A 26,432-nucleotide genomic window follows, 5' to 3' on the forward strand; every position below is an offset into this window, starting at 1 on the left:
GTATGCTGGTGGCATGAGTCGCCTGCTCCGCCGCCTGCTGTCCCCTGCGCCCAGTGCGACCGTGCAGCGCGATACCGTGCGGCTGCGGCTGGACGATGCGGAGATTGATGTGCTGCGCGTGCGCGACCCGCGTGCGCGTCGCATCAAGCTCAGCGTGGACGAACGCGGTGCGCGGCTGACGCTGCCGCTGCGGGCCAGCCTGCAGACCGGCGAGCGGTTCCTTGAGCAGCATCGTGGCTGGCTGTCCGAGCAGCTGCAGCACTACCGCGCCGACCGCATGCCGCCGCCGCTCGTGCCGGGCGAACCTGGACTGTTGCCACTGCGCGGCGAACTGATTCCGCTGCGCTGGCAGGAAGCGCGCTACGCCAAGCTGGAAATGGACGAACAGGGCGCCTGCGTGCACTGGCCCGCGCGCGCCACGCCGACCACGCTCAAACGCCTGCTGCGCGAGTTCTATGAAGCGCAGACGCGCGCCGACGTAGGGCGCTGGCTGCCATGCTACCTGCCCGGCCTGCCGCGCGCGCCGACCCGTATCCGGCTGAAGGTGATGTCCTCGCAATGGGGATCACTGGCCCCCGACGGCAGCATGGCACTGGACCTGGCACTGGTCCTCGGCAAGCCGGAAGCGTTCGAGTACGTGCTCGTCCACGAACTCTGCCACCTGCTGCAGGCCAACCACTCCCCCGCGTTCTGGCACGAAGTCGAACAACGCTTCCCCGCCTGGCGCCAACAACGCGACTACTTCCAACAAGAAGGCCGCAGATTGAAGGCAATGCTAAGGCAACTGCTGTAACCCGGCTGTGCCGGGCCACAGCAGTTGCCCACGCATTCCACCTTATCCCCCCGCCTTCGGCGCGCCCCCTTGAACAACAAGGGGGCTCCTGCATAGCAGGAGTGCCGTTGCCGGCTGCGCCGGATATAGCAGTGCCCCGCTTGTCACCTATTCCCCATTCCCCATGCGCCGGGCACTCGTGAACCGTCAGGGCGCCGGGTGGGCAGGCCAGGCAGGACCGTCTGTTCGCATGGATGCGAACAGCGAGCCTCCATGGACGGATTCACGGCGTGTCCTGCCTGGCCTGCCCACCCGGCGCCTCACACGTAGATCAAGGCGCCTCACACGTAACCCGCTTCAAAAACGCAGCGCCGCCGCAGAAGCCCACCGCGCCGCCACCCGCGGCGAAGTGATGCACACCGCCAGGTCGGTCACCGTGGTCACCGCGCGCTCCAGCAGCTGGATGTCGGCCTCATGCTGCCGCGCCACATGCGGATCTTCGAAAAACACCGCGCGCTGGCAGCGCCCCTCCAGCACCTGGTCGGCAATCTGCGCATCACCGCCCATCGGCCCACTCTGGTAGCGCGTCACCCACGGCGTATCGGCCGGCCAGCCACGGCTCCAGGCCAGCTCATTCAACCGCTGTCCGGTGGTACCCGTGCCGATCCGTGAAGCAAACCGCGACAACACATCGAAGTGCTCGTCGGCGAATGCCAGCATCGCCGGCTTCATCGCATCGTGCGCGATCAGCGCCAGCGTCTGGCGTTCAAACCGGTGCAGGTCGTCCGCCGCGGCGTCGGCGGCAAAGCCGGCGTGCAGGCGCTCCACCTCCACCCAGTCGCGCGCACTGGCCACGGTGGAAATGAACGGCTTGGCATGGATCACGCATTGGCGCTTGAGCGCGATGGCTTCCGGAAAAATCGATGACGGATCAACCGGATCGATCAGGTAGATGGCGCCGTCCAGGCTGCGCTCCGGCCCCATGCCGACCACCTCGGCCACCAGTTTCATCAACCCGCCGTCGCGGCCATACGGATACTGCCGGACCAGCGGATCCCCCTGCAGCGGACCATGCTGCTGGATGGCATCGAACGTGCGGCCGACCGCATGCAGTGAACACTGCAGGTCCCGCAGGCCCGCCTCGCTGGCGCGCAGGAAGCGGAACAGGGCGGCTTCGCCATCATGGTGGTGCAGCCGGTTGGCAGCCAGTCCAAGTCGCATACAGGAGTTCTCCAGGGGGGCACTGCCGAAGTGTATGCGCTGCATCACGCCATGCGTCGTCGCTTATGCAGCAATCCTGATGGTGCCAGACGGTGAGCCTGCTAGCGTCGATGGCCGATGGATTGCGGAAAGGACATCTTCGTGGCGCCGTGCGTTGTCACCGCCTGTCTGGCACTGGGGTCGCCCACGCTGGCCGGGCCCATGCGGGGCCCTTTCGTGGTCGCCGGGCTGCTGCTGGCATTGGCCGGCATCGCCCTCGTGCAGGCGCACGGATACTGGCGGCTGCGCGACGAAGTCCGCCGCCGGCGCGAGGTGCAGCGGTTGATCGACGAAGTGTCCGGCAACCTGCCGGTGGTCGTGTTCCAGGCGCGGCGCGCGCGCGATGGACGCATCCACATCGAACTGCTGGCCGGGGACACCCCACAGCTGTTCAGCGCATCACCGCGTGAACTGCAGGACGACCCTTCGCGCATCCTGGCCGCCATCCATGCCGGCGACCACAAACGGGTGCTGTCGGTGCTGCTGCGCGCGGTGCGTCGCATCTGTCCGGTGGCGGTGCGTTTCAGCGCCGACGGCGTCCGCGGCCCACGGCACATCGCCATGCAGGCATGGCCCAGCGTGGACGCCTCCAGGGAACAGCGCTGGACCGGTTACTGGATGGATGTTTCCGACGCCGACACCCGTGCACAGGCGATCCTCCGCGCGCACGCCCGGGCGGCGGCGGATGCGGCCGAACGGGAGCAGATGGTCGCGCGCCTGGGCACCGGGATCGGCGCGCCCATGCAGGCCCTGCTGGGGCGGCTGGCGCTGCTGCGCGGCGCATCGTTGGATCGGCACCAGCAGGCGCTGATGGGCACTCTGGAAGACGCCGCGTCCATGCTGGCGCGGATCCTGGACGACGTCGCCGCGCTGTCCGCCGGGCACGCCGATGGCATGGACCTGCAGGCGGGGCCGGTCGACCTGCGGATGCTGGTGCACAGCGTGGAGACCCTGCTGAGGCCGGTGGCACAGTCCAAAGGCCTGTACCTGCACCAGCGCGTGGGCGCACGCGTGGCCCCGCAGCTGCAGGCCGATGCAACACGGCTGCGGCAGGTGCTGTTCAACCTGGTCGGCAACGCGATCAAGTTCACCCGCCACGGCGGCGTGTCGCTGTCCCTGCAGCAGGTCGAAGACACCGGTCACTCGCAGCGTCTGCGGCTGATCGTGGCCGATACCGGGGTGGGCATCGCGCCGGAGCGGCAGCAGGCGGTGTTCGAGCCGTTTGCCCAGGCCGAGCACTCCACGACGCGCCAGCACGGCGGTTCCGGACTGGGACTGGGCATCTGCCGCCAGCTGGTCACCGCGATGGGCGGCAGCCTGACCCTGCGCAGCGTGCCGGGGCAGGGCACGGTGGTGGAGATCGAACTGGAACTGCAGCACGCACCGCTGCCGTACGCAGCGGATGCCGTGGCGGATACCCGCGCCGTGCCTGCGCGCGCGGAGGATGCCCCGCCGGGCAGCGGATCATCGCCCCGCGTGCTGGTCGCCGAAGACCATCCGACCCAGCAGCTGCTGATGCAGTGGTGGTTGCGTGGCATGGGCATGGACGTGGAGGTGGTCAGCGATGGCCTGCAGGCGCTGGCCTCGTGGCGCCGCGACCCGCCGCGACTGCTGTTCACCGACGAGCAGATGCCCGGGCTCAACGGCGCGGAGCTGGTGCAGCGGATCCGCCGCGAAGAACAGGAACGCGGCCGCGCGCCCGGGTTCATCATCGGCATGACGGCCGATATCGACGGCATGCAGGGGATGGCCCTGGACCACCTGCTGGCCAAGCCGATCAGTCGGCGCACCCTGCACGACGCCATCGCCAAGGTCGGCCCCGGGCTGCTCGCCAGTGGTGCCGCGGCTGCAGGATCCTGCCCTTCGCCGGATTGCCGCGATGCGCCGACCCTGGTGTCGCTGGTGTCGCGGTTCGGCAACGAGGACGTCGCCCGCCAACTGGTGGGTACGCTGCGCACCAGCCTGGAAGAAGACGCGGCGGTACTCCAGGACGCGTGGCGGCGTGCAGACCCAAGCGTCGCCTCGCAGCGGCTGCATCGCATGGCCGGCGGCGTGGGCAGCCTGGGGCTGGTCGCGCTGTCCGCCCACCTGCGCGAACTGATCGATGCGCCGCTGCCGCCGTCGGCCACCCAGCGTGAGCAGCTGCGCGAGCGGCTGCTGCGCTGCATCGCGCACCTGCGCCAGCTGGAAGGCTGACGCAGGTGCGTTCGCTGGGTCATGCCAGCAGCAGGCGCACGATGCTGGCGGCGGCATCGCGTCCTTCGGCCACCGCGGTCACCACCAGGTCCGCGCCGCGTACCGCATCGCCGCCGGCGAACAGCCGCGGGTGTGCGGTCTGGAACGGCAGGCGGTCCTTGCCGCCGACCTGCAGGCGGCCGTTGCCGGTGGATTCCACGCCGTGCGCGGACAGCCATTCCGGCGCACTGGGCGAGAAGCCGAAGGCGATGATCACCACGTCGGCTTCCAGCAGCGATTCGCTGCCCTCGATCGGCACCGCCACCCGGCGGCCGTTGGCATCGGGCTCGGCCAGCCGGGTTTCCACCACGGTCACGCCGATCGCCTCATCGTCGGCTCCGGCTTCGATGGACAGCGGCTGGCGGTTGAACAGGAAGCGCACGCCTTCTTCGCGGGCATTGGCGACCTCGCGTGCGGAACCGGGCATGTTGGCCTCGTCGCGGCGGTAGGCGCAGGTGACGCGCGCAGCACCCAGGCGGATGGCGCTGCGTACGCAGTCCATGCCGGTATCGCCGCCGCCCAGCACCACCACGCGCTTGCCGGTGAGGTCGGGCAGGCTGATCTGGTCCTCCCAGCCGGCGATCGGCCGGCCGTGCGGATCGTCGCCGCTGACGATGCGGGCGTTCTGCACCAGGAACGGCAACGCGGGCAGCACGCCCTTCAGGTCCTGCCCATCCAGGCCGCCGTCGGTATAGCGGTAGGCACCGGTGCCGAGGAACACCGCATCATGGCGCTGCAGAAGATCGTCCACGCTGACATCGCGGCCGATCTCCACGCCCAGCCGGAACTGCACGCCCATGCCTTCCAGCACCTCGCGGCGCTTGCGGATCACGTCCTTGTCCAGCTTGAAACTGGGGATGCCGAACTGCAGCAGCCCGCCGATCTGTTCGTAGCGGTCATAGACCACCGCGGTGATGCCGGCACGCGCCAGGCGGTCGGCGCAGGCCAGCCCGGCCGGTCCCGCACCCACCACCGCCACCGTGCGCCCGGTGGGCTCCACCGCGCTCAGGTCCGGACGCCAGCCGCGTGCCAGCGCGGTATCGACGATGTATTTCTCCACCGCGCCGATGGTCACCGCGCCGAATTCCTCCAGCGTGCAGCTGCCTTCGCACAGGCGGTCCTGCGGGCACACCCGGCCACACACTTCCGGCAGCGGGTTGGTGCTGTGGCACAGCGTGGCGGCTTCTTCGATGCGGTTTTCCTGCACCAGCTGCAGCCACTGCGGGATGGCGTTGTGCACCGGGCACTTCCAGCTGCAGTACGGGTTGCCGCAGTCCAGGCAGCGGCCGGCCTGGTACTGCGCGTCCTCCTTGCCGAACTTGCCGTACAGCTCGCCCCAGTCGCCGGAGGTGCGGAGTTCCACCGGGATGCGCTGCGGCATCGTCCGGGGCAGGTCGAGGAACTGGAAAGCGTGCTTGCGACTCATGGCGGGCTCTGCCTCTCGGCTTGGTGGTGCTGCCGGCCAGTGGCCGGCACTACCGATGAAAAGGGCGTGGTCATGCGGCGCGGCGCAGGGTTTCAGTCAGCGATTCGATGCTGGCGGCCTTGGGCTTCACCAGCCAGAATTTGCCGATGTAATCGCGGAACTCGTCCATGATCTGCTGGGCCCAGATGCTGCCGGTCAGCTCGCGGTGGCGGCCGATCAGGCGATGCAGGTGCTGGCGATAGTTCTCGAAGCCTTCGGCGGAAACGCGGTGGATATCGATCAGCTCATGGTTGTAGCGGTCGACGAAATCACGGTCCACGTCCAGCACGTAGGCCAGCCCGCCGGTGAAGCCGGCGCCGAAGTTCAGGCCGACCTTGCCCAGCACCAGCACCACGCCGTCGGTCATGTATTCGCAGCAGTGGTCACCGGCGCCTTCGATCACCGCCAGCGCGCCGGAGTTGCGCACCGCGAAGCGCTCGCCGGCCCGCCCGGCAGCGAACAGCTCGCCACCGGTGGCACCGTACAGGCAGGTGTTGCCGATGATCGCGGTGCTGCGGGCTTCGAAGCGTGCGCCGCGTGGCGGACGCACCACCAGCCGGCCGCCGGCCATGCCCTTGCCCACGTAATCGTTGGCTTCGCCTTCCACTTCCAGGTGCAGGCCACCGACGTTGAAGGCACCGAAACTCTGCCCGGCGGTGCCGCGGAAGCGCAGCTCCAGCGGTGATTCGGCCATGCCCTGGTTGCCGTGCGCGCGGGCGATGGTGCCCGACAGGCGGGTGCCGATGCTGCGGTCGGTGTTGTGGATCAGGAAGCGGTGGTCGCCGCCGCGCTTGTGCGCGATGGCATCGGCCAGCAGCCCGTCCATCTGCGTGGCCAGGCTGTCCGGCGATTCGTACAGGCGCTGCGCAGCGCAGTGGCTGCCTTCGTAGCTGGCGTCGGCAAGCAGCCGCGACAGGTCCACGCGCACGCCTTCGCGCGGCGCGGTGTCGATCTGCCGCAATAGTTCGGTGCGGCCGACGATGTCCTGCAGCGAACGCACGCCCAGGTAGGACAGCCAGCCGCGCACTTCTTCGGCCAGCAGCCTGAAGAAGTTCTCCACGCGTTCGGGCTGGCCGGTGAAGTAGTTCTCGCGCAGGCGCTCGTCCTGGGTGGCCACGCCGGTGGCGCAGTTGTTGAGGTGGCAGATGCGCAGGTACTTGCAGCCCAGCACGATCATCGGACCGGTGCCGAAGCCGAAGCTGTCCGCGCCGAGGATGGCCGCCTTGACCACGTCCAGGCCGGTCTTCAGGCCGCCATCGGTCTGCAGGATGGTGCGCGCGCGCAGATCGTTGCCGACCAGCGCCTGGTGCGCCTCGGCCACGCCCAGTTCCCACGGCACGCCGGCGTAGCGGATGGAACTCACCGGCGAGGCGCCGGTGCCGCCGTCGTGGCCGGAGATGGTGATCAGGTCCGCGCCGGCCTTGACCACGCCGGCCGCGATCGTGCCCACGCCGGCATGGCTGACCAGCTTTACCGACACCAGCGCGGTCGGGTTGACCTGCTTGAGGTCGTAGATCAGCTGGGCCAGGTCTTCAATCGAGTAGATGTCGTGGTGCGGCGGCGGCGAGATCAGGCCGATGCCCGGCTTGGCATACCGCAGCCGGGCGATCAGTTCGTTGACCTTGTGGCCGGGCAGCTGGCCGCCCTCGCCGGGCTTGGCGCCCTGGGCGACCTTGATCTGCAGCACTTCGGCGTTGACCAGGTATTCGGCGGTCACGCCGAAGCGACCCGACGCCACCTGCTTGATCTTGGAACGCTTCTCGGTGCCATAGCGGGCGGGGTCTTCGCCGCCTTCGCCGGAGTTGCTGCGGCCACCCAGGCGGTTCATCGCGATGGCCAGCGCTTCATGCGCTTCCGGCGACAACGCGCCCAGGCTGATCGCCGCGGTATCGAAGCGCGGGAACAGCTCGCTGGCCGGTGCCACCTCGTCCAGTGGCGTCGGCGTGGCGGCGGGCACCAGCTGCAGCAGGTCGCGCAGCGCGGACGGCGGACGTGCATGCACGGCATCGCAGTACGCCTGCCAGTGCGCCGGATCGCCCGAGCGCGACGCGCGCTGCAGGGTCATGACCACGTCCGGGTTGTACATGTGGTATTCGCCGCCGTGCACGTACTTCAGCAGTCCGCCGACGTCCGGCTGCACCTGGTCGTCCCAGGCCTGCACGGTCAGTTCGCGGGCTTCGGCATCCAGCCGCGCGAAGCTGACGCCGCCGACGCGCGAGGGCGTTTCCGGGAAGCACAGGTCGACCACGTCCGGCTCCAGCCCGACGATCTCGAACAGCTGCGCGCCGCGGTAGCTGGCCACCGTGCAGATGCCCATCTTGGAGATGATCTTGGACAGCCCCTTGTACACGCCCTTGCGGTAACGACGGCCGATCTGCGACTGCTCGCCGCCCTTGCTGAGCTTGAGGATGCCGCGGCGGCCGAGGTCGAACAGGGTCTGGTAGGCCAGGTACGGATACACCGCGGTGGCACCGAAGCCGAGCAGGCAGGCCATGTGGTGTGGATCGCGCGCGGTGCCGGTTTCCAGGATGAGGTTCACCTCGCAGCGCAGCCCGGTGTTGCACAGGTGGTGGTGCACCGCGCTGGTGGCCAGCAGGGCATGCACCATCGGCCGGTCGGCCACCGGGTAGCGGTCGGACAGCAGCAGCATGACGATGCCATCGCGCGCGGCCTGTTCGGCCTCCGCGCAGATGCGCTCGATGCCTGCGCGCAGGCCTTCTTCTTCGCTGTAGGACAGGTCGATCAGCCGGTTGGCGTCGGCGTACTGCTCCATCTTCAGCAGCTGGCGCAGCTTGCGCTGGCTCAGCACCGGCGAGTTGAGGATGACGTGGTTAACGGTCTCCGCGCCGGCATGGAAGATGTTGGTCTCCTTGCCGAGCTGGGTGGACAGGGACATCGCGCAGTCTTCGCGCAGCGGATCGATCGGCGGGTTGGTGACCTGCGCGAACGCCTGGCGGAAGTAGTCGTACAACGGTCGGCTGCGCTGGCTCAGCACCGCCATCGGCGTGTCATCGCCCATCGAACCGGTGGCTTCCTGTTCGGTTTCCGCCAGCGGGCGCAGTACCTGCTCCACTTCCTCGGTGCTGAGCTGGTACAGCTTGTGGTAACTGCGCAGGGTGCGGGCGTCGAACGGTTCTTCCACCAGCGACGGATCGATCAGTTCGGTCTGCAGGTAGGTCACGCCCTGCTGCAGCCACTGCTTGTACGGCGCGCGTCCGCGGTTGATGCGGTCCACCGCCTCCGAATCGAGCAGGTCGCCGCGCTTGAGGTCGATGGCGATCATCTCGCCCGGCCCCAGCTTGCCCTTGCGCACCACGCGCTCGGTCGGCACTTCCCACACGCCGGCTTCGGAGGCGACCAGGAAGTGGCGGTCGGAAGTGAGCATCCAGCGCGCCGGGCGCAGGCCGTTGCGGTCCAGCGTGCACACCGCGTAGCGGTCGTCGCAGGCGACGATGCCGGCCGGGCCGTCCCACGGCTCGCTGTTGAGCCCGTGGAATTCGTAGAAGGCGGCGAGGTCGGGGTCCTTGAATTCCAGCGACTGGGTCGCCGGCGGCACCAGGATGCGCAGGGCCTGGATCAGCTCCATGCCGGCGCTGACCATCAGTTCCAGCATGTTGTCCAGGCTCTGCGAGTCCGAACCGTGCATGGAGATCACCGGATCGAATTCGCCGATGTCGAAGCGCGGGGTCTTCCACACCTTGCTGCGCGCCTGCGCCCAGCGGCGGTTGCCTTCGATGGTGTTGATCTCGCCGTTGTGGGCGAGCATGCGGAACGGATGCGCCAGCGGCCAGCGCGGCAGCGTGTTGGTGGAGAAACGCTGGTGGAACACGATCGCGCTGGAGGCCAGGTCGCTGCGCTGCAGGTCCAGGAAGAAGCGCGACAGCTTGTCCGGCAGCACCATGCCCTTGTAGCTGATCGCGTTCGGGCTGAGCGTGGTGACGTAGTAATCGGCGTGGTCGCGCAGCGACTGTTCGCTGCGGCGACGGGCCAGGAACAGCGCCAGGGTGAAGGCGGCATTGTCCTGCGCTTGGCCGGCATCGACGAAGACCTGTTCGATGCGCGGCAGCGTATCGCGTGCCAGCTGGCCACAGACGCTGGGATCGGTCGGCACCACGCGCCAGCCGCGCGGCTGCGTACCCGCGTTGGAAAGCTCGGCTTCCAGCGCGGCGCGGCACTGCGCGGCGGCGGTTTCATCATGCGGCAGGAACACCACGCCGGCAGCGAAATGCGCGCCGACGTTGATGCCCGCCTCGGCGGCAATGGCTTTCAGGAATACCTGCGGACGACGCAGCAGCAGGCCGCAGCCATCGCCGGTCACGCCGTCGGCGGCGACGCCACCGCGGTGGGTCATCCGCGAAAGCGCGGCGATGGCGGTATCCACGAGCAGCCGGGACGGCTGGTCATCCAGCTGGGCGACCATGCCGAAACCACAGGCATCGCGCTCGTGTCGTGGGTCGTAAAGCCCTTGGCGGTTGCGGGGGGCCATCTTTGCCTCTTGGTCAGGTGAGCGGGGACTCCTGCGCCTGCCCACAGGACGCGCCGTGACCACCGGAATGAGGGTGCCGTGCCGGGACGGCAGGGACAGCGAAGCAGCGTCCTGGCGTGGGTCGATGTGACCGTTCCCCCGGCAGGGGCGGATGCCCCGTGCGGTGGCGTGCCTCCCCTGGCGCTCGCCAAGCGCTTTCGCGCTCATTCCAGGAGACAGGGCGCGCTAGCTGGAGCGCGCGGGATGCCACCGGATGCTTCGACTAGACCATAGATGGTGCAATGCCGCAACACACGGTTGCACGCGCAACCAAGCCGCTGGCAAGTGCTTGCCAGCGCTGGGGAAATCAGCCGCAGCGAAGGCCGCTGACCACATCCTTCTCGTCCACTTCCACATTCAGGCGCTCACCCACGAACTCCATCGTGGTCATGTCGCCGGGGCGCAGCACGCGCAGCGACTTTGCACTGGCGTCCTGCTGGGCCTGGCTGCCGAGTGCATCGGTGAACGGCTGGCCGACCAGGCTCTGTACCTGGGTGGCATCGCAGTTGCCGATCGGCGGGGCTTCGGTCGCCTTGCCGGCTTCGTCGGCGGGGGCGGTGGCATTTTCAGCGGCCTGCTGGGCCTGCGCGGTGACCGCATCCTGTTCGTCCATCGGCGGTGCCGAGCAGGCGGCCAGCAACAGGGTGGCGGGGAGCAGGAGCAGGAAGGGGCGCGCCAGGCGCGGCAACTGCAGGAACGGCATGCGGACTCCAGGAACGTTCAAGGTGACAAAGGCGTGAGCATAGCGGCTGTTGGCCGCCCACGTGTTTGTGTTGCGTTATTGACGCGGCGTGCTCGGAGCGACCGCCACACTGCACGCATGAGCCCACCCGCCGCAACACCTGAAAAAGCCGCCGCCCGCGCAGCCGGACTGCGTTATGTCGATGACAGCCAGCCGGGCTACCAGCGGCGCCGGGCGGGAAAAGGATTCAGCTACCGCGACCCGGCCGGACACGTCGTGCGCGACGCCGAGGTGCTGGCGCGCATCCGGTCGCTGGCGGTGCCCCCGGCCTATACCGACGTGTGGATCTGCCCCTGGCCCAACGGCCACCTGCAGGCGACCGGACGCGACGCACGGGGTCGCAAGCAGTACCGCTACCACCCCGACTGGGCGCGGGTGCGCGGGGAGGGCAAGTTCGACCGCATCATCGCCTTCGGCGAAGCCCTGCCGAAGCTGCGCCGGCACCTGCGCAACGACCTGAAACGTGCGGGATTCCCGCGTGAAAAGGTCCTTGCGATCGTGGTCGCGCTTCTGGCCGAAACGCTGGTGCGGGTGGGCAATGAGACCTATGCGCGCGAAAACAAATCCTTCGGCCTGACCACGCTGCGCAACCGCCACCTGGCGCTGGTGGCGGGCGGCCGGGTGCAGATGCGCTTCCGCGGCAAGTCCGGCCAGCACCACGAAGTGGAGATCGGCGACCGACAGTTGGCCAGGCAGGTGCGAAGCATCCAGCAGCTGCCCGGGCAGGCGCTGTTCCAGTACCGCGACGACGATGGCACGCTGCAGCCGGTGGATTCCGGTGAGGTCAATGATTACCTGCGCGAGGTGATGGGCGAGGAGTTCACCGCCAAGGACTTCCGCACCTGGGGGGGCACGGTGGAAGCGTTGCGGGCGTTCGCCGCCACCGAGCTGCCCGAGCCCGCCAGCAAGACCGCACTGGCGGCGGCGCAGCGCGAGGTGGTGTGCAAGGTGGCCGACCTGCTCGGCAATACGCCGGCGGTGTGCCGCAAGGCCTACATCGATCCCAGCGTGTTCGACGGCTGGGAGCGGGGTGAGCTGGTCGCACTGGCCGGCCTGCGCGGGCCGCGCCAGTGGGAACAGGCGACCCTGCGCTACCTGCGCAGGGCGCGCCGGGTGGCGGCCAAGGTCAGCCGCAGTAAATCGCGGTGATGTTGTTGGTGCGACCGGTTTCAATCGTCAACCGTTCGCCGCCCTCGTGCGCGGCGCCGGCGGCCGGATCGGCGCTGCCGCTGGCGGTGGGGCCACTGCGCTCGCGGCTGCCGCGCAGCACCTGCACCTTCAGGCTGTCACTGTCCACGCGGGCGCGTTCCACGGTCGCCGCCGAGGCCGCCAGGCCGACCGCGCCCTGCACCTTGTCCAGGTGGCACTGACCGGAAATCACGCCGTCGATCGGCTGCACCTGGGCCACCGGCGTGCTGCTGCAGGCGGCCAGGGACACGGCCATCGCGGCCACGCTGAGATAACGGATCATCGTTGCAGCTCCAATCAGGTTCGAGGCGCCCAGACTGACGCCTGCGGCGTGGTGCCGGGATGAACGCGTGCACGTCACGGGCACGTTCCATTCACTGTTCGCGCCCGGCGTGGGCGGGATAGTGGGGCCTCCACCAGAACAGGAGATCGGCAATGTCGACCTGCGATGTCTGCGGAAACGACTACGACAAGAGCTTCACCCTGACCCAGGGCGGACGCAGCGGGACATTCGACTCGTTTGAATGCGCGATCCACGCGTTTGCCCCGCGTTGCGCCCACTGTGAGTGCGCGATCATCGGGCACGGGGTGGAGGGCGGAGGATCCATTTACTGCTGTGCGCATTGCGCGACCCACGCCGGCGTCGACGGTGTGGCAGACCGTGCCTGACCCGAAACCGCAGGAGAAAAAAGTTCATGGCAACCGCGAAAAAAACGGCGAGCCGCCAGCGCCGCCTCCAGAGTGAAGAAAAGGCCAAGGACACCGCTGCCGGAAAGCAGGCCAGCAAGAAGAAAACCAGCCAGGCCGGCACCCGCAGGCAACCGGAAAAGATGCCCGCGCAGAACATCGCCAAGCCCGGCAACGAACACGAACTGGACCTGTCACCCCGCTTCCTGGCGCCGGACTACGTGGGCAGTGGCAAGCTCAAGGGCCTGCGTGCGATCGTCACCGGCGGCGACTCCGGCATCGGCCGCGCGGTCGCCGTGCTGTATGCGCGCGAAGGCGCGGATGTGGCGGTGCTGCACCTGGACGAACACGAAGATGCCGATGTCACCCGCCAGCACGTGGAGCGCGAAGGCGGACGCTGCATCGTGATCGCCGGGGACGTGCGTGATCCGAAGTTCTGCAACCGCGCGGTGAAGCAGGTGGCCAAGGCCTTCGGTGGCATCGACATCCTGGTCAACAACGCGGCCTTCCAGCTGCACTGCCATCGCCTGGAAGACCTCGATGATGCGCATCTGCAGGAGACCCTGCAGACCAACATCGGCGGTTATATCCAGATGGCCCGCGCCGTGCTGCCGCACCTCGGCGAGGGCGCCAGCATCGTCAATTCGGGCTCGGAAACCGGCCTGTTCGGCAGCAAGTCGCTGATTGACTACTCGGCCACCAAGGGCGCCATCCATGCCTTCACCAAGGCACTGGCAAGCCAGCTGCTGCCACGTGGCATCCGGGTCAACTGCGTGGCGCCGGGCCCGGTGTGGACGCCGCTGAATCCGGCCGACAAGGCCGCGCCGGACGTGGGCGAGTTCGGCCAGGACAGCGACATGGGCCGCGCCGCGCAGCCGGAAGAACTGTCGCCTGCCTACGTGTTCCTGGCCGCGCCCAGCTGTTCCAGCTACATCAGTGGCGCGATCCTGCCGGTGATGGGCGGCCCGCGCGGCTGAGTAACAACACCTGGGGGTGGCAGCTACGGGCCCTGTTGCCGTTCGTCGGCACATGACCTTCGGGGGGTTGACTACATCTGTCGCCATGGGCATTGTGGCGACACGTGTAGTCACCCAAGGAACCGTGCCATGCACCGCAAGACGATCGGGGACCAGGAACTGGCCCTGCTGCAGTACATCGATGAGGCAGGAACGCCCAGCGTGGGCGAAGTGGCGGTCGGATTCGGCGAGCCGCGCGGCCTGGCCCGGTCCACCGTGCTGACCATGATGGAACGCCTGCGCGGCAAGAACTACCTGCGCCGCGCGCAGGCCGACGGCATCTACCGCTACCAGTCCACGGCCGGGCAGGACAGCGTGGTGCAGGGCGCCATCGCGCAGTTCGTCGACCGCACCCTGCAGGGCTCGGTGTCGCCGTTCGTGGCCTATCTGTCGCAGCGCGATACGGTCAGCGACGACGAACTGGCCGAGCTGGAAGCACTGGTCGAACAGCTGCAGTCACGCCGGCAGGAGGGCTGAGCCATGGATGCGAACCTGATCGTGATGCTGGAACGACTGGCCTGGACCAGCCTGCAGACCGCGCTGCTGGTCGCGCTGGTGTGGGGCGTCTGCCGCGCCGTGCCGTCACTGGGCGCCGCCGCGCGCTGCCGGATGTGGTGGCTGGTATCGCTGCAGGCGGTGCTGGGCCTGTTCTGGGCGCAGCCGCTGCAGTTGGCGGTGTTGCCGGCACCGGCGCTGGCGACCGGATCGGTCACGCCCGCCGTCGGCGAAACGCTGTACGTGCAGGCCGCTGCGCTGTCGGCACAGGGGCTGGCGACTGCCGATGAGGGCGTCGCTTCGTCCGCGCTGGCGACCACGCCGTGGTGGGCATTGGCGCTGGCCGCGTTGTGGTTGGCTGGCGTGCTGGCCATGGCCTGGCGTACCCATGGCGAATGGCGGCGGACCCGCGCGCTGCTGGCCGATGCCACCCCGTGCGATGACCAGGCGCTGGTACGCGCCCTGCAGCTGGCGGCAGAAGCGCATGGCCTGCGTCGTGCGCCGCGCCTGTGGATGAGTGCCGACATCGATGCGCCGCAGGTGGTGGGGCCGTTGCGGCCGGTGCTGCTGTTGCCGGTGGGTGGGCATGCACTGCAGGGCGATGCGCTGGACCTGGCATTGACCCATGAACTGCAGCACCTGCAGCGCAACGACCTGCAGTGGGGCCTGCTGCCGGCCCTTGCGCAGCACCTGTTCTTCTTCCATCCGCTGCTGCGGCTGGCGGTCAGCGAATACGCACAGTCCCGCGAAGAAGCGGTGGATGCGGCGGTGGTGGATGGTCGTGGCGAGCGTCGCCAGGACTACGGCCGCCTGCTGTTGCAGCTGGGCGTGATGCCGCGTCCGCACCTGGGGGTCGCCAGTGCCGCGCCCAGCCGCCAAAGTCTCAAGCGCCGCCTGGTTTCGCTGCAGCAGCACCAGGCATGCCCGAAGGCGTTGACGGCGCTGCTGACGGTGGCCGTGCTGGCCGTGGCGGTCCTGCCGATGCGGCTGGTCGCGGCCGCGCCGCCACCGCCCGCGCCACCGTCGCCGCCTGCAGCTCCCGCCGTACCGGCTGCGCCGCCTGCGTTGGCCGCACCGGAAGCACCACCGGCGCCTGCCGCTGCCGCTGCGCCTGTACCACCCGCACCGCCTGCGCCGCCGCCGGCACCGGCGAGCGCACGCAGCGGACACGCCAGCACCACCACCCATACCGTCACCCGCGACGGTGGCCACCGCGTCGCCACGCTGGTCACCCACGGGCGGCTGGACCTGGGTGAGCGGCCGGCGCGTGCCCACGTGCTGGTCACCGGCAATGAGAGCTATGCCGACGGTGCGCTGGATGACGTGACCCAGGCACGAAGTGACCTGGGTGCGGGTGCAGCGGGCTTCTGGTTCCGCCAGGGCGACCAGCGTTACGTGGTGCGCGACACCGCCTTGCTGGAGCAGATGCAGGCCGCGTATGCCGACGCCGCACGACTGGGCCAGCAACAGGCCGCCCTGGGGGTGAAGCAGGGTGCGCTGGGCCGCCAGCAGGGCGAGCTGGGCCGGCGTACCGGTGAACAGGCACGCGCGGTCGCGCAGCACGCACGGGACACCGCGCGCAGTGCGCTGGGGGGATCATCGGATATCAACCGCGATGCCGCCGCGCAGGCGGCGCGTGCGTCGCGCGGTGCGAGCCAGGACAGTGCCCATGATGAACTGGCCCGACTGGCTACCCGGCAGGGCGAACTGGGCAGGCAGCAGGCGGCGCTCGGCGAAGAACAGGCCGAACTGGGCCGACTTCAGGCGGAGGTGCAGGCACGTGCGTCGCGCGAGGCCGAAAAGGTCATCGCCAAGGCGCTGGCGGACGGGCGCGCGGTGCGGCTCTGAGCATCAACGAGGGAGCAGGCCGTGACCCGCTCCCTCGCATCAGGTCAGCCGCAGCTGGCTGAAATGATCTTGTTCTGCTCGTCGACGCGGACGGTAACGCGGTCTTCGCGGTAATCCATGGTGACGGCCATGCCCGGCTTGACCACCCGGATCGTGCGCGCCCCGGCATCGCGCACCGCACGGTCGATGACCTCCTGGCTGGCCATCTGGCCGCTCAGCGCGGTCAGCGTGTCGGCATGGCAATGGCTGCCCACGCCTGCCACTTCCGGCTTCGGGTTGGTCGGCGCCGTATCTGCACTGGACGGCGTACTGCTGCAGGCGGCCAACGGCAGCAGACAGCTGAGCAACAACCAACGATTCGAACGCATGGTGGACCTCCCGGGTCGATGGACAAATGGCATGAGCCGTCATCAGGCGCCATGTGCCGTCAACGTGGGGTAAACGGTCGCTCACCCTGCCTGCAACGGCAGGCAGTTCACCGGCGGTGGCACATCGGCCTGCGCCTGCTGTTCCACCAGGGCCAGGAACAGCTGTGCCAGCGTCACCACGTCCTGGTGGTTGTGTTCGACCACCCGCCGCAGGTTCACCGCATCGCCGCCGCGCAGGTAGCGCAGCCAGGCAGAAGGTGCTTCCGAACCGGGCAGGTCATCCTCGCGTACCACCTTCAGCAGCTGCCGTTCGATGGTGGCCAGCCGGCAGTTTTCCCAGACACCGCGATAGCGGCGACGGGTCGGGTACAGCAGGTCGATGTGGTCCAGCGCGCTGATCGGATCGCCCTGCCGTGCGAGCCGATAACGGGTCTTCAGCAGCGGCGCGTCGTAGCTGCGGCCGTTGTAGCTGGAAAACACCGTGGTCGATCCCAGCCAGCCGGTGAACGTGCGCAGCATGGCGGTCTCGGCGGCCATGGTGGAGATCATCAGCTGGCGGATGCGCAGGCCCGGCCCCCGGGCCGGATCCTGGTACCAGTCGGCCGCGCCGATCATGAAGGCGCGGGTGCCGGTGCCGCCGGCCAGGCCGGTGGTTTCGGTATCGAAGAACAGCAGGTCCTGCGGCGCCACGTGCTGCTGTTCGCGCTTGGCGAAGGCCAGCGACAGCGGTGCCGACGGGACATCCCCCGGCAGGAACGATTCGATCAGGTGCAGGCCCGGCGCGATCTCGGTACCGGGCAGGCTGCGGTCCTGCGCGCGCGCCCGCGGTGCCCGGGGGGTCTCGCTACCGCGTTCGCGCACGCCCAGCAGGCGTCGCAGTCCCCTGGCATCGGCCACCTGGCGTGGCGCTGCGGCCACCCCGGTGGGCTTGTGGCGGATCTCCTTTTCCACCCAGGCAAACACCGACCGCGTGGCGTCGGGCTGTTTCGCATCGTTGGCAGCGGCGGGCAGCCCGGGCGCCGGGTCCGGCAACGGTCCGGCGGGCGCTGGCGGGGCAACCGCCTTGGCGTCACCGGCCTGCCGCCGCAGCAGCCGCAGCTTGTCCAGGCTCAGGCTCACGGTGCCAACAGCTCCAGCGGATCGGCGCTCACCACCGACACGTCCGCTACGTGCTCGCAGGCCTGCGCATCGAACAGGTCGAGCACGCGCAGGGCCAGCGCACGCGGGGTGGTGTCGTCGGCTTCCTGTGCGGCCAGCACCGGGCCGACGCAGGCCGGGCAGCCGGCCTTGCAGTCGCAGCGCTGGACCAGTTCGCGCGCGCGCTGCACCAGTTCCTGCTGGCGCAGCCACAACGGCTCGCTCAGGCCGACCCCACCGGGGAAGTTGTCGTACAGGTATACGGTGGGTACGAACTGCTGCAGCAGTTCCACCGCGCCGGGATCGCCTTCTTCGCCGCGCAGCTGGCCACGGCCGCTCTGGTCGGCGATGGCGAACCACGCGCCGTCGCCGTTGCCGACCGCCTTCTGCAGGTCGCGCGCGTCGGCCATCACCGCCACCGTGGCGACGATGTGCAGGGCGTAGGCCGCACCCAGGAAACCGTCAAGTGCGTCCTGTTTGCTGGCGAACGCGCGCAGCAGCAGCGCCTGCGGCAGCTGCCACCACACCGCCGTGGTGTGCAGTTCCTGGTCGGGCAGGTTGACCGGGCCGTAGCCGATGTTTTCGTGGGTGTAATAGCGGATCTTCTTGTAGCCGGCCACGCGGCGCACCACGTGCACCTCGCCATGGTGTGCATCGCCGCGCCCGGCGACGTTGCCGTCGAAGCGGTCCAGCACCTTGAGCTTGGTGAAGTCGATGCTGTCGGTGTAGTAGTCCACGTGGGTGCGCGTGACGTAGGCCTTGCGGCCTTCCCAATCCAGCGTCTCCACCTGGTAAGGGGTGGACTGCACCATGTGGATGGCGCCTTCATACAGGGTCAGCGCGGCGGCGGAATAATCCACTTCGGCGATGATCTGCTGTTTGCCGCCGCTGCGGTCGACCACCACGAAGTTGCCATCGGCCACCGAACGCAGGCTGACCGCGTTGGCCGGGTAGCTGTCGGCGATCCACTCCCAGCGCTCGCCTTCGCGATGCACCACCTCGGTTTCCGCCAATGCTTCCAGGAACACTTCCGGGTCGATCGGGCCGAAGCCATCGCCGACCAGGAACGGCAGTTCGAAGGCGGCGCAGCGGATGTGGTCGAACAGGATCAGCGGCTGGTCCGGGGCGATGCGCGCATGCTCCGGCGAGGCATCGCCGAAGAAATCCGGGTGCCGCACCACGTACTGGTCCAGCGGCTGCGAGCTGGCGACCATGACCCCCAGCGCGGGCTGCTGGCGGCGACCGGCGCGGCCGAAGCGCTGCCAGGTGGCGGCCACGCTGCCGGGATAGCCGTTGAGGATCACCACGTCCAGGCTGCCGATGTCCACGCCCAGCTCCAGCGCGGAGGTGCTGACGATGCCGTCGATCTGCCCGGCGCGCATCGCGCGTTCGGTCTCGCGGCGCTCGGTCGGCAGGTAGCCGCCGCGGTAGGCACGGATGCGGGCGGGCTTGCGCGGGTCGTGGTCGAAGATATCCTTGAGGTACTTGGTGAGCACTTCCACCATCAGGCGGCTCTGCGCGAACACCAGCGTCTTCAGCCCGGACTTGATCGCGATGCGTGCGATGCGGTTGCTCTGCGAACGCGCCGACGCGCGCAGGCCCAGGTCCGGATTGACCACCGGCGGGTTCCACAGCAGCACCTGCTTGGGCCCGCTGGGGGCGCCGGATTCGGTGATCGCGGTGACCGGCGCTTCGATCAGGGCCTCCGCATGCTGCTGCGGATTGCCGATGGTCGCCGAGCACAGGATGAACTGCGGTTGCACGCCGTAGAACGCGCAGATGCGCTTCAGCCGGCGCAGCACATTGGTGACGTGGCTGCCGAAAACGCCGCGGTAGGTGTGCACTTCGTCGATCACCACGTAGCGCAGGTTCTCGAAGAACTGCGCCCACTTGGTGTGGTGCGGCAGGATGGCCTGGTGCAGCATGTCCGGGTTGGAGACCACGATGTCGCCATGCAGGCGGATCGCCTGCCGCGCATCGCCAGGGGTATCGCCATCGAAGGTGAAGGCCTTGACCCCGAGGTCGCCGGCGCGGTTGAGCTCCAGCAGCTCGGCCACCTGGTCCTGGGCCAGTGCTTTGGTCGGGAACAGGTACAGGGCCTTGGCCTTGTGCTGCATGGCCGCGCTGACCACCGGCAGGGTGTAGCACAGCGATTTGCCGCTGGCGGTGGGCGTGACGATGGCCACGTGTTCGCCGCGCTGCGCCGCGTCCCAGGCCTGCGCCTGGTGGCTGTAGAGCTGGTCGATGCCGCGCGCTTTCAGGGCGGCGGCAAGTGCCGGCGGCACGCTGTCCGGGATCGGCGCGTAACTGCCTTCGCGGCCGGGGATCGCGAAGCTGCCGGTGATGCGATCGTGGTAACGGCGCTGCAGACGGGCGCCGAGCAGGGCGCCATCACGCGCCGGCAGGCCATCGCGGGTGGCGAGCTGGTGTTCGGCATCGGCGGTGCGCTTGGCGAGTTCGTAAGCCATCAGGAAAACATGCCGCAAAGAACGGTATGGGAACACAGCTTCGTCTCAATGCCTGAGACGCGCTTGCCCAGACACGTGAATCATTCACTGCGAGCTGGCCGTCAGCTTCTGCGCTTGGTGGGTGGCGACCGTTGGTCGGCACGCCTTTGCCTTTCCGCTGCGCTCGCCGAGCATCGCTCGGCGCTACCGGTCCGTTGCGGTGGTGCGCCGCTCCAGCCACCACAGCAGGCCGGCGACCAGTACGAAGGCGAGCAGCCATGGCCAGCGCGCGCCGGGCACCTGCTGCGTGGCCGCCGACATCCGTCCGTGCCCGCCGGCGACGCGCAGCGCCGTGCTGTCGCGCAGCTGCTGGCGATGCAGCGCGGGGGCGTTGGCGGGGTCGAACACATACACCGCGTGCCGCATCCCGCCCTGCACCAGTTCATGCCAGCCGGCCTGGCGTGGCCACCAGGCCGCGCAGCGCTGCGCGCCGGTGGCGGGGTCGACGATCAGCGTTTCCAGTGCGGCTTCGGCATTGCGACGTACCTGCGCGCCGGCCGCGACACCGCACACCACCACGCGTTCGCCAGCCCAGGGCGTATCGGACCGCACCAGCACTTCGGGCGCCGCCGCGACCGGGCGCGCGATGAGGCCGATCACACTGCTCCACAGCTCCGCATGGCGATCATCGCGCCCGGCCAGCACCGCGCGGTAACTGTCGGTCACCGGCAGCAGGCCGATCCGTCCGCGACCGCTCGCGCGCCAGCCGCCGATGGCCGCGCCGTCCGCATCCTGCAGCAGCGGCTGGGCGCCAGCGACTCGCAGGGTCAGCTGCTCCAGCACCGGCAGCTCGGCAAGGTGGGAACGCGCATCGGCCTCGGCCATCCACTGCGTTGCCTCCGCCGCCGGAGGCCGCGGTCCGCGCCGCGCGGGTAACAGTTCAGCCTGCGATTCGCCCGCCAGTTCCAACGCCGCGGCCTGGCCATTGCCGGTGACCGGCAGTCCCCAACCACGCAGGGTGCGGCGCGCGTTGTCCGGCAGTGGACCCGCGCTGCGTACCAACACGCCCAATCCATCGCGCAGGGCCTGCTGCACCGCGTTGCACTGCGCGGCGCCCAGTGCGGCGAGGCTGCGTTCGTCCAGCAGCAGCACGTCTGTTTCCGCAAGCCGCGCCGGGGTCAGGGCCACCGGTGCGTCGCCGAGGGACACGCCGGCCCCCACGCTGGCCTGGAACTGCAGCTTGACGCCGGCATCGGCGGCCCAGCGCCGCAGGTATTTGGCTTCCGGGCCCGGCGCACCGGCCAGCATCAGCATTCGCACCGGTGCAGGCGCCGCGACCTGCAGCGGCACTGGGAGGCTGTCCACCCGATGATCGCTGCCGTCCAGCAGCCGCAGCTGGAACAGGGTGCGACCGACGACCCGCGCAACACCTTCCAGGCGGGCATCTCCCTTCGCGTCCAGCGCGGCGCGGGCGACGACCTGGCCTGCGGGATCGAGCAGCTCGACACGGCCGTCGGGCACGCCCTGGGCACGTGCGCGCACGGCGAAGACCGCCCCGGGGGCGGTGACGGCCGGCGCTTGCAGGTCTATCCAGCCGCGCGGTGCGGGCGACAACCTCAACTGCACCTCGGCGGGTAACGCTGTATCACGATCGCGCGCCGCCAACCCGTCACCGACCAGGGTGAGCCGTTCGGTTCCCGGGTGCTGGCGCAGGGCGGTGGCCAGGTCCGGCACGCGCGCGATGCCGGCGCGCGCGTTGGACTCCGGCAGGGCAAGCACCGTCGATGCATCGTCGGCTGCTGCAGGCGCCCGCGCTGCGCCGGCGGTCAGCACGGTGAGCGCATGGCGGGGCGCGGTGTGCTGCGGCGGCACCAGCGCCAGCAGCAGCAGCCCACCCGCCAGCGCCTGCAGCGCCAGCAGCGCGACCAGCCGCAGCGGCGGCAGGCGCGCGCCGCGCCGTTGCTGCAGCAGCACGCGCAGCGTGGCCAGCAGCACGATGGCGATGATCGCCGCGCTGATCCAGCGACTGTCCGTCATGGTCCGGCTCCCAGTGCATCGCGGTAACGCTGCCCCATCGCGTCGGGGGTGCTGCGCCGTGCCGGTGCCGGAACCGGCCGCAGCAGGGCGCGCCACAACTGCGCACGCAGCGCGTCGCGGCAGCGCATGCAGTCCGGGGCCATGCGTAGTTCTTCAATCGACGCGGCAAGGCTGAGCGGGTCGGCGAGGCGGGCTTCATTGGCACGCAGCCAGCCATTCAACGCCTCCAGGTCCGGTGGCTGGCCCGCACCGCCGAGCTGCTGCCAGACCGCGACGATGGCCTGGTCCGGCGCCGTCAGCGCCGCCAGCGGCAGGCGTCGACTGTCGATGCCCTCGCGCTTGCCGCCCAGCCGCCGGCTTTCGTCGATGGGAGGCAACTCCGGACCCACCCGGGCCAGGTAGATCCGCTCGGCCTGCTGCACTTCCTTGATGAAGGCCAGGGCCTTGTAGGCATGCGGCAAGGCCTCTTTCGGCCGGCCCTGGCGCAGCTCGCCTTCGGAAGACCACATCTGGTCCAGCGCGGCCTTCAACGTGGCACGCGTCTGTGGATCGAGCAGGGTGGCGGCCTCGGCGTGGTCATGGGTATGGCCGTATTCGGACAGCACGTCGGTGGCGCTGCCGAACACCTGCGGCGCGTCGCTGCCAGCGTGAGCGTGGCCATGCTCATCATCGTGGTCCGCGGCATGGCCCTCGTGTTCGTGATCATCATCGGCAGCGGGGGCGTCGCTGCTGGGGACATCGCTGGTCGGCAGGTCGCTGGTCGGCGGTGGCTTGGGCGCGCCCTCGCTTTCTTCACCGAGGAACTGGCCGTAACGCAGGCGCAGGATGCGCTGGTCCACGCCGATCGCATCGGAGCGCCGTGTGAACTCGTCGACCGACAGCTTGCTGCGCTGGGCGAGCAGGGCTTCGGCATCGATGATGATCTGACGCTGGCTGCGAAAATACGCCGGCAGGGTGCGCTTGACCATGCCTTCCAGTTCGGCTTCCTGCACGTCGGCTTCGCTGGGCAGGCGAAGGATCAGGCTGCTGCTCTGCGCGGTCTGCGGCGTGGGCGCGTGGTTGTCGCGCACCTGCAGCTGCGCGATCACATCGTTGCCGGCGCTGGCACCCAACGCGGCCAGGTCCAGCGCGTGGGCGAAGCGGCGCTGCATTGCCGGGCCGCTGCCATTGAGGGTGATGACCTGCTCGCGGAAGCTGATGTTCTCGCCGCTGCCCTGGGCCAGGGTCACCTTCAGCTGTGCCGTGGCGGCCACGCCGTGATCATCGCGGGCTTCGAAGCGCAGCTGCCAGCGGCGCTGGCCGGGCCTGCCGAGCACCAGCGTGGCCGCCGGCTCGACCACCCGTACGTTGGGCGGCTGGTCGGGCACCACGTCCAGGCGGTACAGGCGCGTGTCGCGCAGCGCAGGCTCGGTCACCACGCGGTACAGGACCGGCCGTGCAGCCTTCCAGCTGCCGCTCCACTGCCCGTCCTGCTGCGTCAGTTCGACGCGCTGGCCGTCGTGGAACTGCAGCGCGGCACGTGCAGGCGTGCCGGAAAAACGCAGCGACCACTTCAGCTGGCTGTCCTGTTGCACCTTGCCGTCGAGTTCACCCTGCGTACGTACCGGCTGGCCGGTATAGGACGGTGCACTGATGCGCAGGCGCGCGGACTGCAGCGCAGGTGGCACGGCCGCAGCGGTGCCGCCTGCCGCTGTCCGCGACGCGTGCGAAGCGGGCTCGATGCCGGCGCGGGGCCAGCCGAAGGCGAGGGCAACCACCAGCACGCTGGCGCACCCTACCGCTGCCAGCGCGCGCCGCGGCCAACGTGCACGCAGCTCCGGTGGATCCTGGCGCAGGGCCGCATCGATGCGTTCGCGCTGGCGCAGCTGCAATGGATTGAGCGTTGCGGCGTCGGTGAACAGCAGGTCGGCACTGTCGCGCGCCGTGGGCCGCTGGTCCAGCTGGCGAACCAGCCAGCGGCGATCCAGCGCACGCGCGCGCCAGGTCGCCAGTGCGGCAGCAGCGAGCAGGCCGATCGCCAGCACCCCGCTCGCCACGTCGTACGTGGCAAGCCGCCATGCGAGTGCGGCCAGCGCGACCACCAGCGGCACCGCGATGGCCATCACCCGCGCTGCCTGGCGTCGCCGTGCTGCCTGCCAGGCGCGGCTCACGGCCGTGTTCATGGCGTGCTCCTGCGCCGGGCCGACGTCGCCAGCCAACGCTCCAGCGCGAACAGCAGCACGATCGCCAGCAGCATCCACGGGGCAAGGTCACGCGGTCGTGGCAGCGGTGCGGGCGCGCCGGTCAGCGGCACCTGGTCCGCCGCCATGCCGAGGGCGGGGACCGCAGGGGGCATCAGCACATCGCGCAGGTGCCGCGGGAAATCGTCCTCCGCGACGGCGGGGAACGCCGCGGTGGAGAGTGCGGCCGGGAAGCGCAGCAGGCGCCCGCGGCCCACGCGGCGTTGTTCCAGCAGCAGCGCACCCTGCGCATCGCGCAGCACCGGCAACCATGGGGACGTCGCGGTTCCGGTGTCGGCACTACCCGGCTGAGGCGTGGCGACGCGCAGCACGCTGCCGCCTTCGGCGACCCACGCCTGCCAGGCCGGCGGCAATGGCGCGGCGGCCAGCCAGACGCCGATCCGGCCGTCGGCCGGCACGTCATCGGTGGCAACGGCCAGCGGCGAACCGGTCCACGCGCGTTGCAACGCGTCGAGCACCCGCAGCGCAGCAGGATCTCCATTGCCGCCGGCATGCAGGCGCGGCGCTTCCGGCACGGTGCCTGCGGCGGTCAACGGCAGTGGCTGCGGTCGCCATTGCACGCTGCGCGACAGCCGGATGCGCTCGCCGTCCAACCCGGGCAGCGGATCGGGAAGATGGACCACCAGCGGTGTACCGGCCGGCAGGGTCTGGTCGAGCTCGCGCAGCAGGCTGGCGAAGGCCGCCGTCGACGCTGCCGGGGACTGCTGCAACGGCGGGAAACCGGGGGCCAGCCAGCGCCAGTCCCCTTGGTTGTCCGCACCGCGCAGTGCGGCGCCGTCCAGCCCCGGGGCCACCACGGTTACCGGCCGCACATCGGCGGTTCCGCCCTGCAGCACCGGCTGCGCCAGCAGCAGCGCCAGCGCGGCCAGCAGCAACAGGCGCAGCACGAGCAGCAGCCATTCGTCGATCCGCACGCGGCTGCGCGGGCGGACACGTGCCTGCAGCCAGCGCAACGCGGCGAAGTCCAGCGGCACCTCGTGCTGCCGCCGGGCGAGATGCATCAGCAACGGAACCAGCAGCGAAACCAACGCCAGCAGCCCCAGCGGGAACAACAAGGACAGGCTCATGCGCCGCTCCGCGTGCCGAACAGGCGCTGCAGCGGCGCATCCAGCGGCTCGTCGAGCCAGCCGGTGGCGTGGGCGATGCCGGCCGACTGCAGGCGCGCCTGCAACGCGTGCCGGGCCTGCGCGAACCGTTCCAGGTAGCCCGCGCGCAGCGTGCGGCCATCCCCCAGCAGCTCGGTGCCGGTTTCCGGATCGCGGAACCGGTGGCCTTCGGTAAACGGAAAATCGCGTTCTTCGGCGGTCAGCAGCTGCACGTTGAAGACATCCCGGCGCGCGGCGGCCAGGCGTTCCAGCAGCTGGATGCCAGCCTCGTCGAAGCCATCGCCAAGCGCGACCAGCATGTCGCCCGCATGCACGCGCTCCCACACCGGGCGCAGCGTGTCGGCCGGCGGCCACGTGCCCGTGGCGTTGAGCTGGCGCAGCTGCAGGTGCACCCGATCGCGATGGCGCGGACCGATCCCGGCTGGCACCAGCTGCACGCCGCTGCCGCCGATGGCCAGCAGCCCGAACCGATCGCCCTGCTGCAACGCCAGTTCCACCAGGCAGGCGGCCACCGCACAGGCGTGGTCCAGTCGGGACCAGTCCGGCCGCACGCGATCACGCTGGTTGGCGGAGGCACTGGTGTCGACCAGGATCCAGGCCGTTACCGGACTCTCGCGTTCGGATTCACGGACGAAAAACCGGTCCGAGCGTGCGTAGAGTTTCCAGTCCACCTGGCGCAGTTCGTCGCCAGGTTCGTAGGCGCGGTACTGCGCGAATTCCAGCCCGGCCCCCCGGCTGCGGCTGGCGTGCTGGCCGATGCCGTGCGCACCGTGCGCACGGCGTGGCTGCAGGCGCAGCGCCTTCAGGCGGCCGCGGACGTCGGCGGGCAGGGCAATGGGGGCGTTGTGGTCCACGCGTGCGTCG

Annotated in this window: 19 protein-coding genes; 7 read left to right on the forward strand and 12 right to left on the reverse strand. The window is 69.6% G+C overall.

The genetic code is table 11. The features are described from left to right. Positions 1 to 13 precede the first annotated feature (13 nt). Positions 14 to 793 (forward strand): M48 family metallopeptidase, encoded by a 780-nt coding sequence (locus ABE522_RS02875; RefSeq protein ID WP_346590389.1) that lies wholly within the window; start codon positions 14 to 16, stop codon positions 791 to 793. Between the two features lie 336 nt (positions 794 to 1,129). On the opposite strand, the gene ABE522_RS02880 is transcribed toward ABE522_RS02875, so the two are convergent. Next, positions 1,130 to 1,993, reverse strand: a complete 864-nt coding sequence (locus ABE522_RS02880; protein WP_346590390.1) for a methylglyoxal synthase — start codon at positions 1,991 to 1,993, stop codon at positions 1,130 to 1,132. A 201-nt stretch (positions 1,994 to 2,194) separates the two neighbouring features. Between ABE522_RS02880 and ABE522_RS02885 the strand changes: the two genes are divergently transcribed. After that, a complete protein-coding gene (locus ABE522_RS02885; RefSeq protein WP_346590391.1) occupies positions 2,195 to 4,228 on the forward strand; it encodes an ATP-binding protein in 2,034 nt (677 codons plus the stop codon). 19 nt (positions 4,229 to 4,247) lie between these two features. Here ABE522_RS02885 and ABE522_RS02890 read toward each other — a convergent pair whose 3' ends face one another. The 3 genes from ABE522_RS02890 to ABE522_RS02900 all read right to left on the reverse strand — a co-directional run bounded on the left by ABE522_RS02890 (position 4,248) and on the right by ABE522_RS02900 (position 10,960). Beyond that, entirely contained in the window at positions 4,248 to 5,693 is a 1,446-nt protein-coding gene (locus ABE522_RS02890) for an FAD-dependent oxidoreductase (RefSeq protein WP_346590392.1), read from the reverse strand. Positions 5,694 to 5,763: 70 nt separating this feature from the next. Beyond that, a complete protein-coding gene (gene gltB / locus ABE522_RS02895) occupies positions 5,764 to 10,218 on the reverse strand; it encodes a glutamate synthase large subunit (RefSeq protein ID WP_346590393.1) in 4,455 nt (1,484 codons plus the stop codon). Positions 10,219 to 10,564: 346 nt separating this feature from the next. Continuing rightward, positions 10,565 to 10,960, reverse strand: a complete 396-nt coding sequence (locus ABE522_RS02900) for an I78 family peptidase inhibitor (protein ID WP_346590394.1) — start codon at positions 10,958 to 10,960, stop codon at positions 10,565 to 10,567. A 117-nt stretch (positions 10,961 to 11,077) separates the two neighbouring features. Here ABE522_RS02900 and ABE522_RS02905 point away from each other — a divergent pair, with 117 nt between their 5' ends. Further along, positions 11,078 to 12,148, forward strand: a complete 1,071-nt coding sequence (locus ABE522_RS02905; protein WP_346590395.1) for a DNA topoisomerase IB — start codon at positions 11,078 to 11,080, stop codon at positions 12,146 to 12,148. Here ABE522_RS02905 and ABE522_RS02910 read toward each other — a convergent pair. Then, positions 12,126 to 12,470, reverse strand: coding sequence for a putative periplasmic lipoprotein (locus ABE522_RS02910; RefSeq protein WP_346590396.1), 345 nt, complete (start codon positions 12,468 to 12,470; stop codon positions 12,126 to 12,128). The genes ABE522_RS02905 and ABE522_RS02910 overlap by 23 nt on opposite strands. 152 nt (positions 12,471 to 12,622) lie before the next feature. On the opposite strand from ABE522_RS02910, the gene ABE522_RS02915 reads away from it, so the two are divergent. The 4 genes from ABE522_RS02915 to ABE522_RS02930 all read left to right on the forward strand — a co-directional run bounded on the left by ABE522_RS02915 (position 12,623) and on the right by ABE522_RS02930 (position 16,233). Continuing rightward, positions 12,623 to 12,856 (forward strand): hypothetical protein, encoded by a 234-nt coding sequence (locus ABE522_RS02915; protein WP_182656551.1) that lies wholly within the window; start codon positions 12,623 to 12,625, stop codon positions 12,854 to 12,856. 26 nt (positions 12,857 to 12,882) lie between these two features. Continuing rightward, complete coding sequence (locus tag ABE522_RS02920; protein WP_346590397.1) at positions 12,883 to 13,851, forward strand: SDR family oxidoreductase; 969 nt, start codon at positions 12,883 to 12,885, stop codon at positions 13,849 to 13,851. A gap of 129 nt (positions 13,852 to 13,980) precedes the next feature. Next, positions 13,981 to 14,367, forward strand: coding sequence for a BlaI/MecI/CopY family transcriptional regulator (locus tag ABE522_RS02925; RefSeq protein ID WP_346590398.1), 387 nt, complete (start codon positions 13,981 to 13,983; stop codon positions 14,365 to 14,367). Between the two features lie 3 nt (positions 14,368 to 14,370). Further along, positions 14,371 to 16,233 (forward strand): M56 family metallopeptidase, encoded by a 1,863-nt coding sequence (locus ABE522_RS02930; RefSeq protein ID WP_346590399.1) that lies wholly within the window; start codon positions 14,371 to 14,373, stop codon positions 16,231 to 16,233. 44 nt (positions 16,234 to 16,277) lie between these two features. On the opposite strand, the gene ABE522_RS02935 is transcribed toward ABE522_RS02930, so the two are convergent. The 7 genes from ABE522_RS02935 to ABE522_RS02965 form a co-directional block, all read right to left on the reverse strand. Next, positions 16,278 to 16,601 (reverse strand): I78 family peptidase inhibitor, encoded by a 324-nt coding sequence (locus tag ABE522_RS02935; RefSeq protein WP_057508953.1) that lies wholly within the window; start codon positions 16,599 to 16,601, stop codon positions 16,278 to 16,280. 81 nt (positions 16,602 to 16,682) lie between these two features. Further along, positions 16,683 to 17,720, reverse strand: coding sequence for a ribonuclease H-like domain-containing protein (locus ABE522_RS02940; protein WP_346590400.1), 1,038 nt, complete (start codon positions 17,718 to 17,720; stop codon positions 16,683 to 16,685). Continuing rightward, entirely contained in the window at positions 17,717 to 20,206 is a 2,490-nt protein-coding gene (locus ABE522_RS02945; RefSeq protein WP_406846290.1) for a DEAD/DEAH box helicase, read from the reverse strand. The genes ABE522_RS02940 and ABE522_RS02945 overlap by 4 nt, the downstream gene beginning before the upstream one ends. A gap of 183 nt (positions 20,207 to 20,389) precedes the next feature. After that, positions 20,390 to 22,222, reverse strand: a complete 1,833-nt coding sequence (locus ABE522_RS02950; RefSeq protein WP_346590401.1) for a hypothetical protein — start codon at positions 22,220 to 22,222, stop codon at positions 20,390 to 20,392. Continuing rightward, complete coding sequence (locus tag ABE522_RS02955; RefSeq protein WP_346590402.1) at positions 22,219 to 24,384, reverse strand: hypothetical protein; 2,166 nt, start codon at positions 24,382 to 24,384, stop codon at positions 22,219 to 22,221. The genes ABE522_RS02950 and ABE522_RS02955 overlap by 4 nt, the downstream gene beginning before the upstream one ends. Beyond that, positions 24,381 to 25,529: a BatA domain-containing protein gene (locus tag ABE522_RS02960; RefSeq protein WP_406846291.1), complete on the reverse strand. Its 1,149-nt coding sequence runs from the start codon at positions 25,527 to 25,529 to the stop codon at positions 24,381 to 24,383. The genes ABE522_RS02955 and ABE522_RS02960 overlap by 4 nt, the downstream gene beginning before the upstream one ends. Continuing rightward, complete coding sequence (locus ABE522_RS02965) at positions 25,526 to 26,422, reverse strand: DUF58 domain-containing protein (protein ID WP_346590403.1); 897 nt, start codon at positions 26,420 to 26,422, stop codon at positions 25,526 to 25,528. The genes ABE522_RS02960 and ABE522_RS02965 overlap by 4 nt, the downstream gene beginning before the upstream one ends. Between the last annotated feature and the right edge of the window lie 10 nt (positions 26,423 to 26,432).

It is taken from the genome of Stenotrophomonas lacuserhaii, from assembly GCF_039674585.1.
GTDB classification, from domain to species: Bacteria; Pseudomonadota; Gammaproteobacteria; order Xanthomonadales; family Xanthomonadaceae; genus Stenotrophomonas; species Stenotrophomonas pennii_A.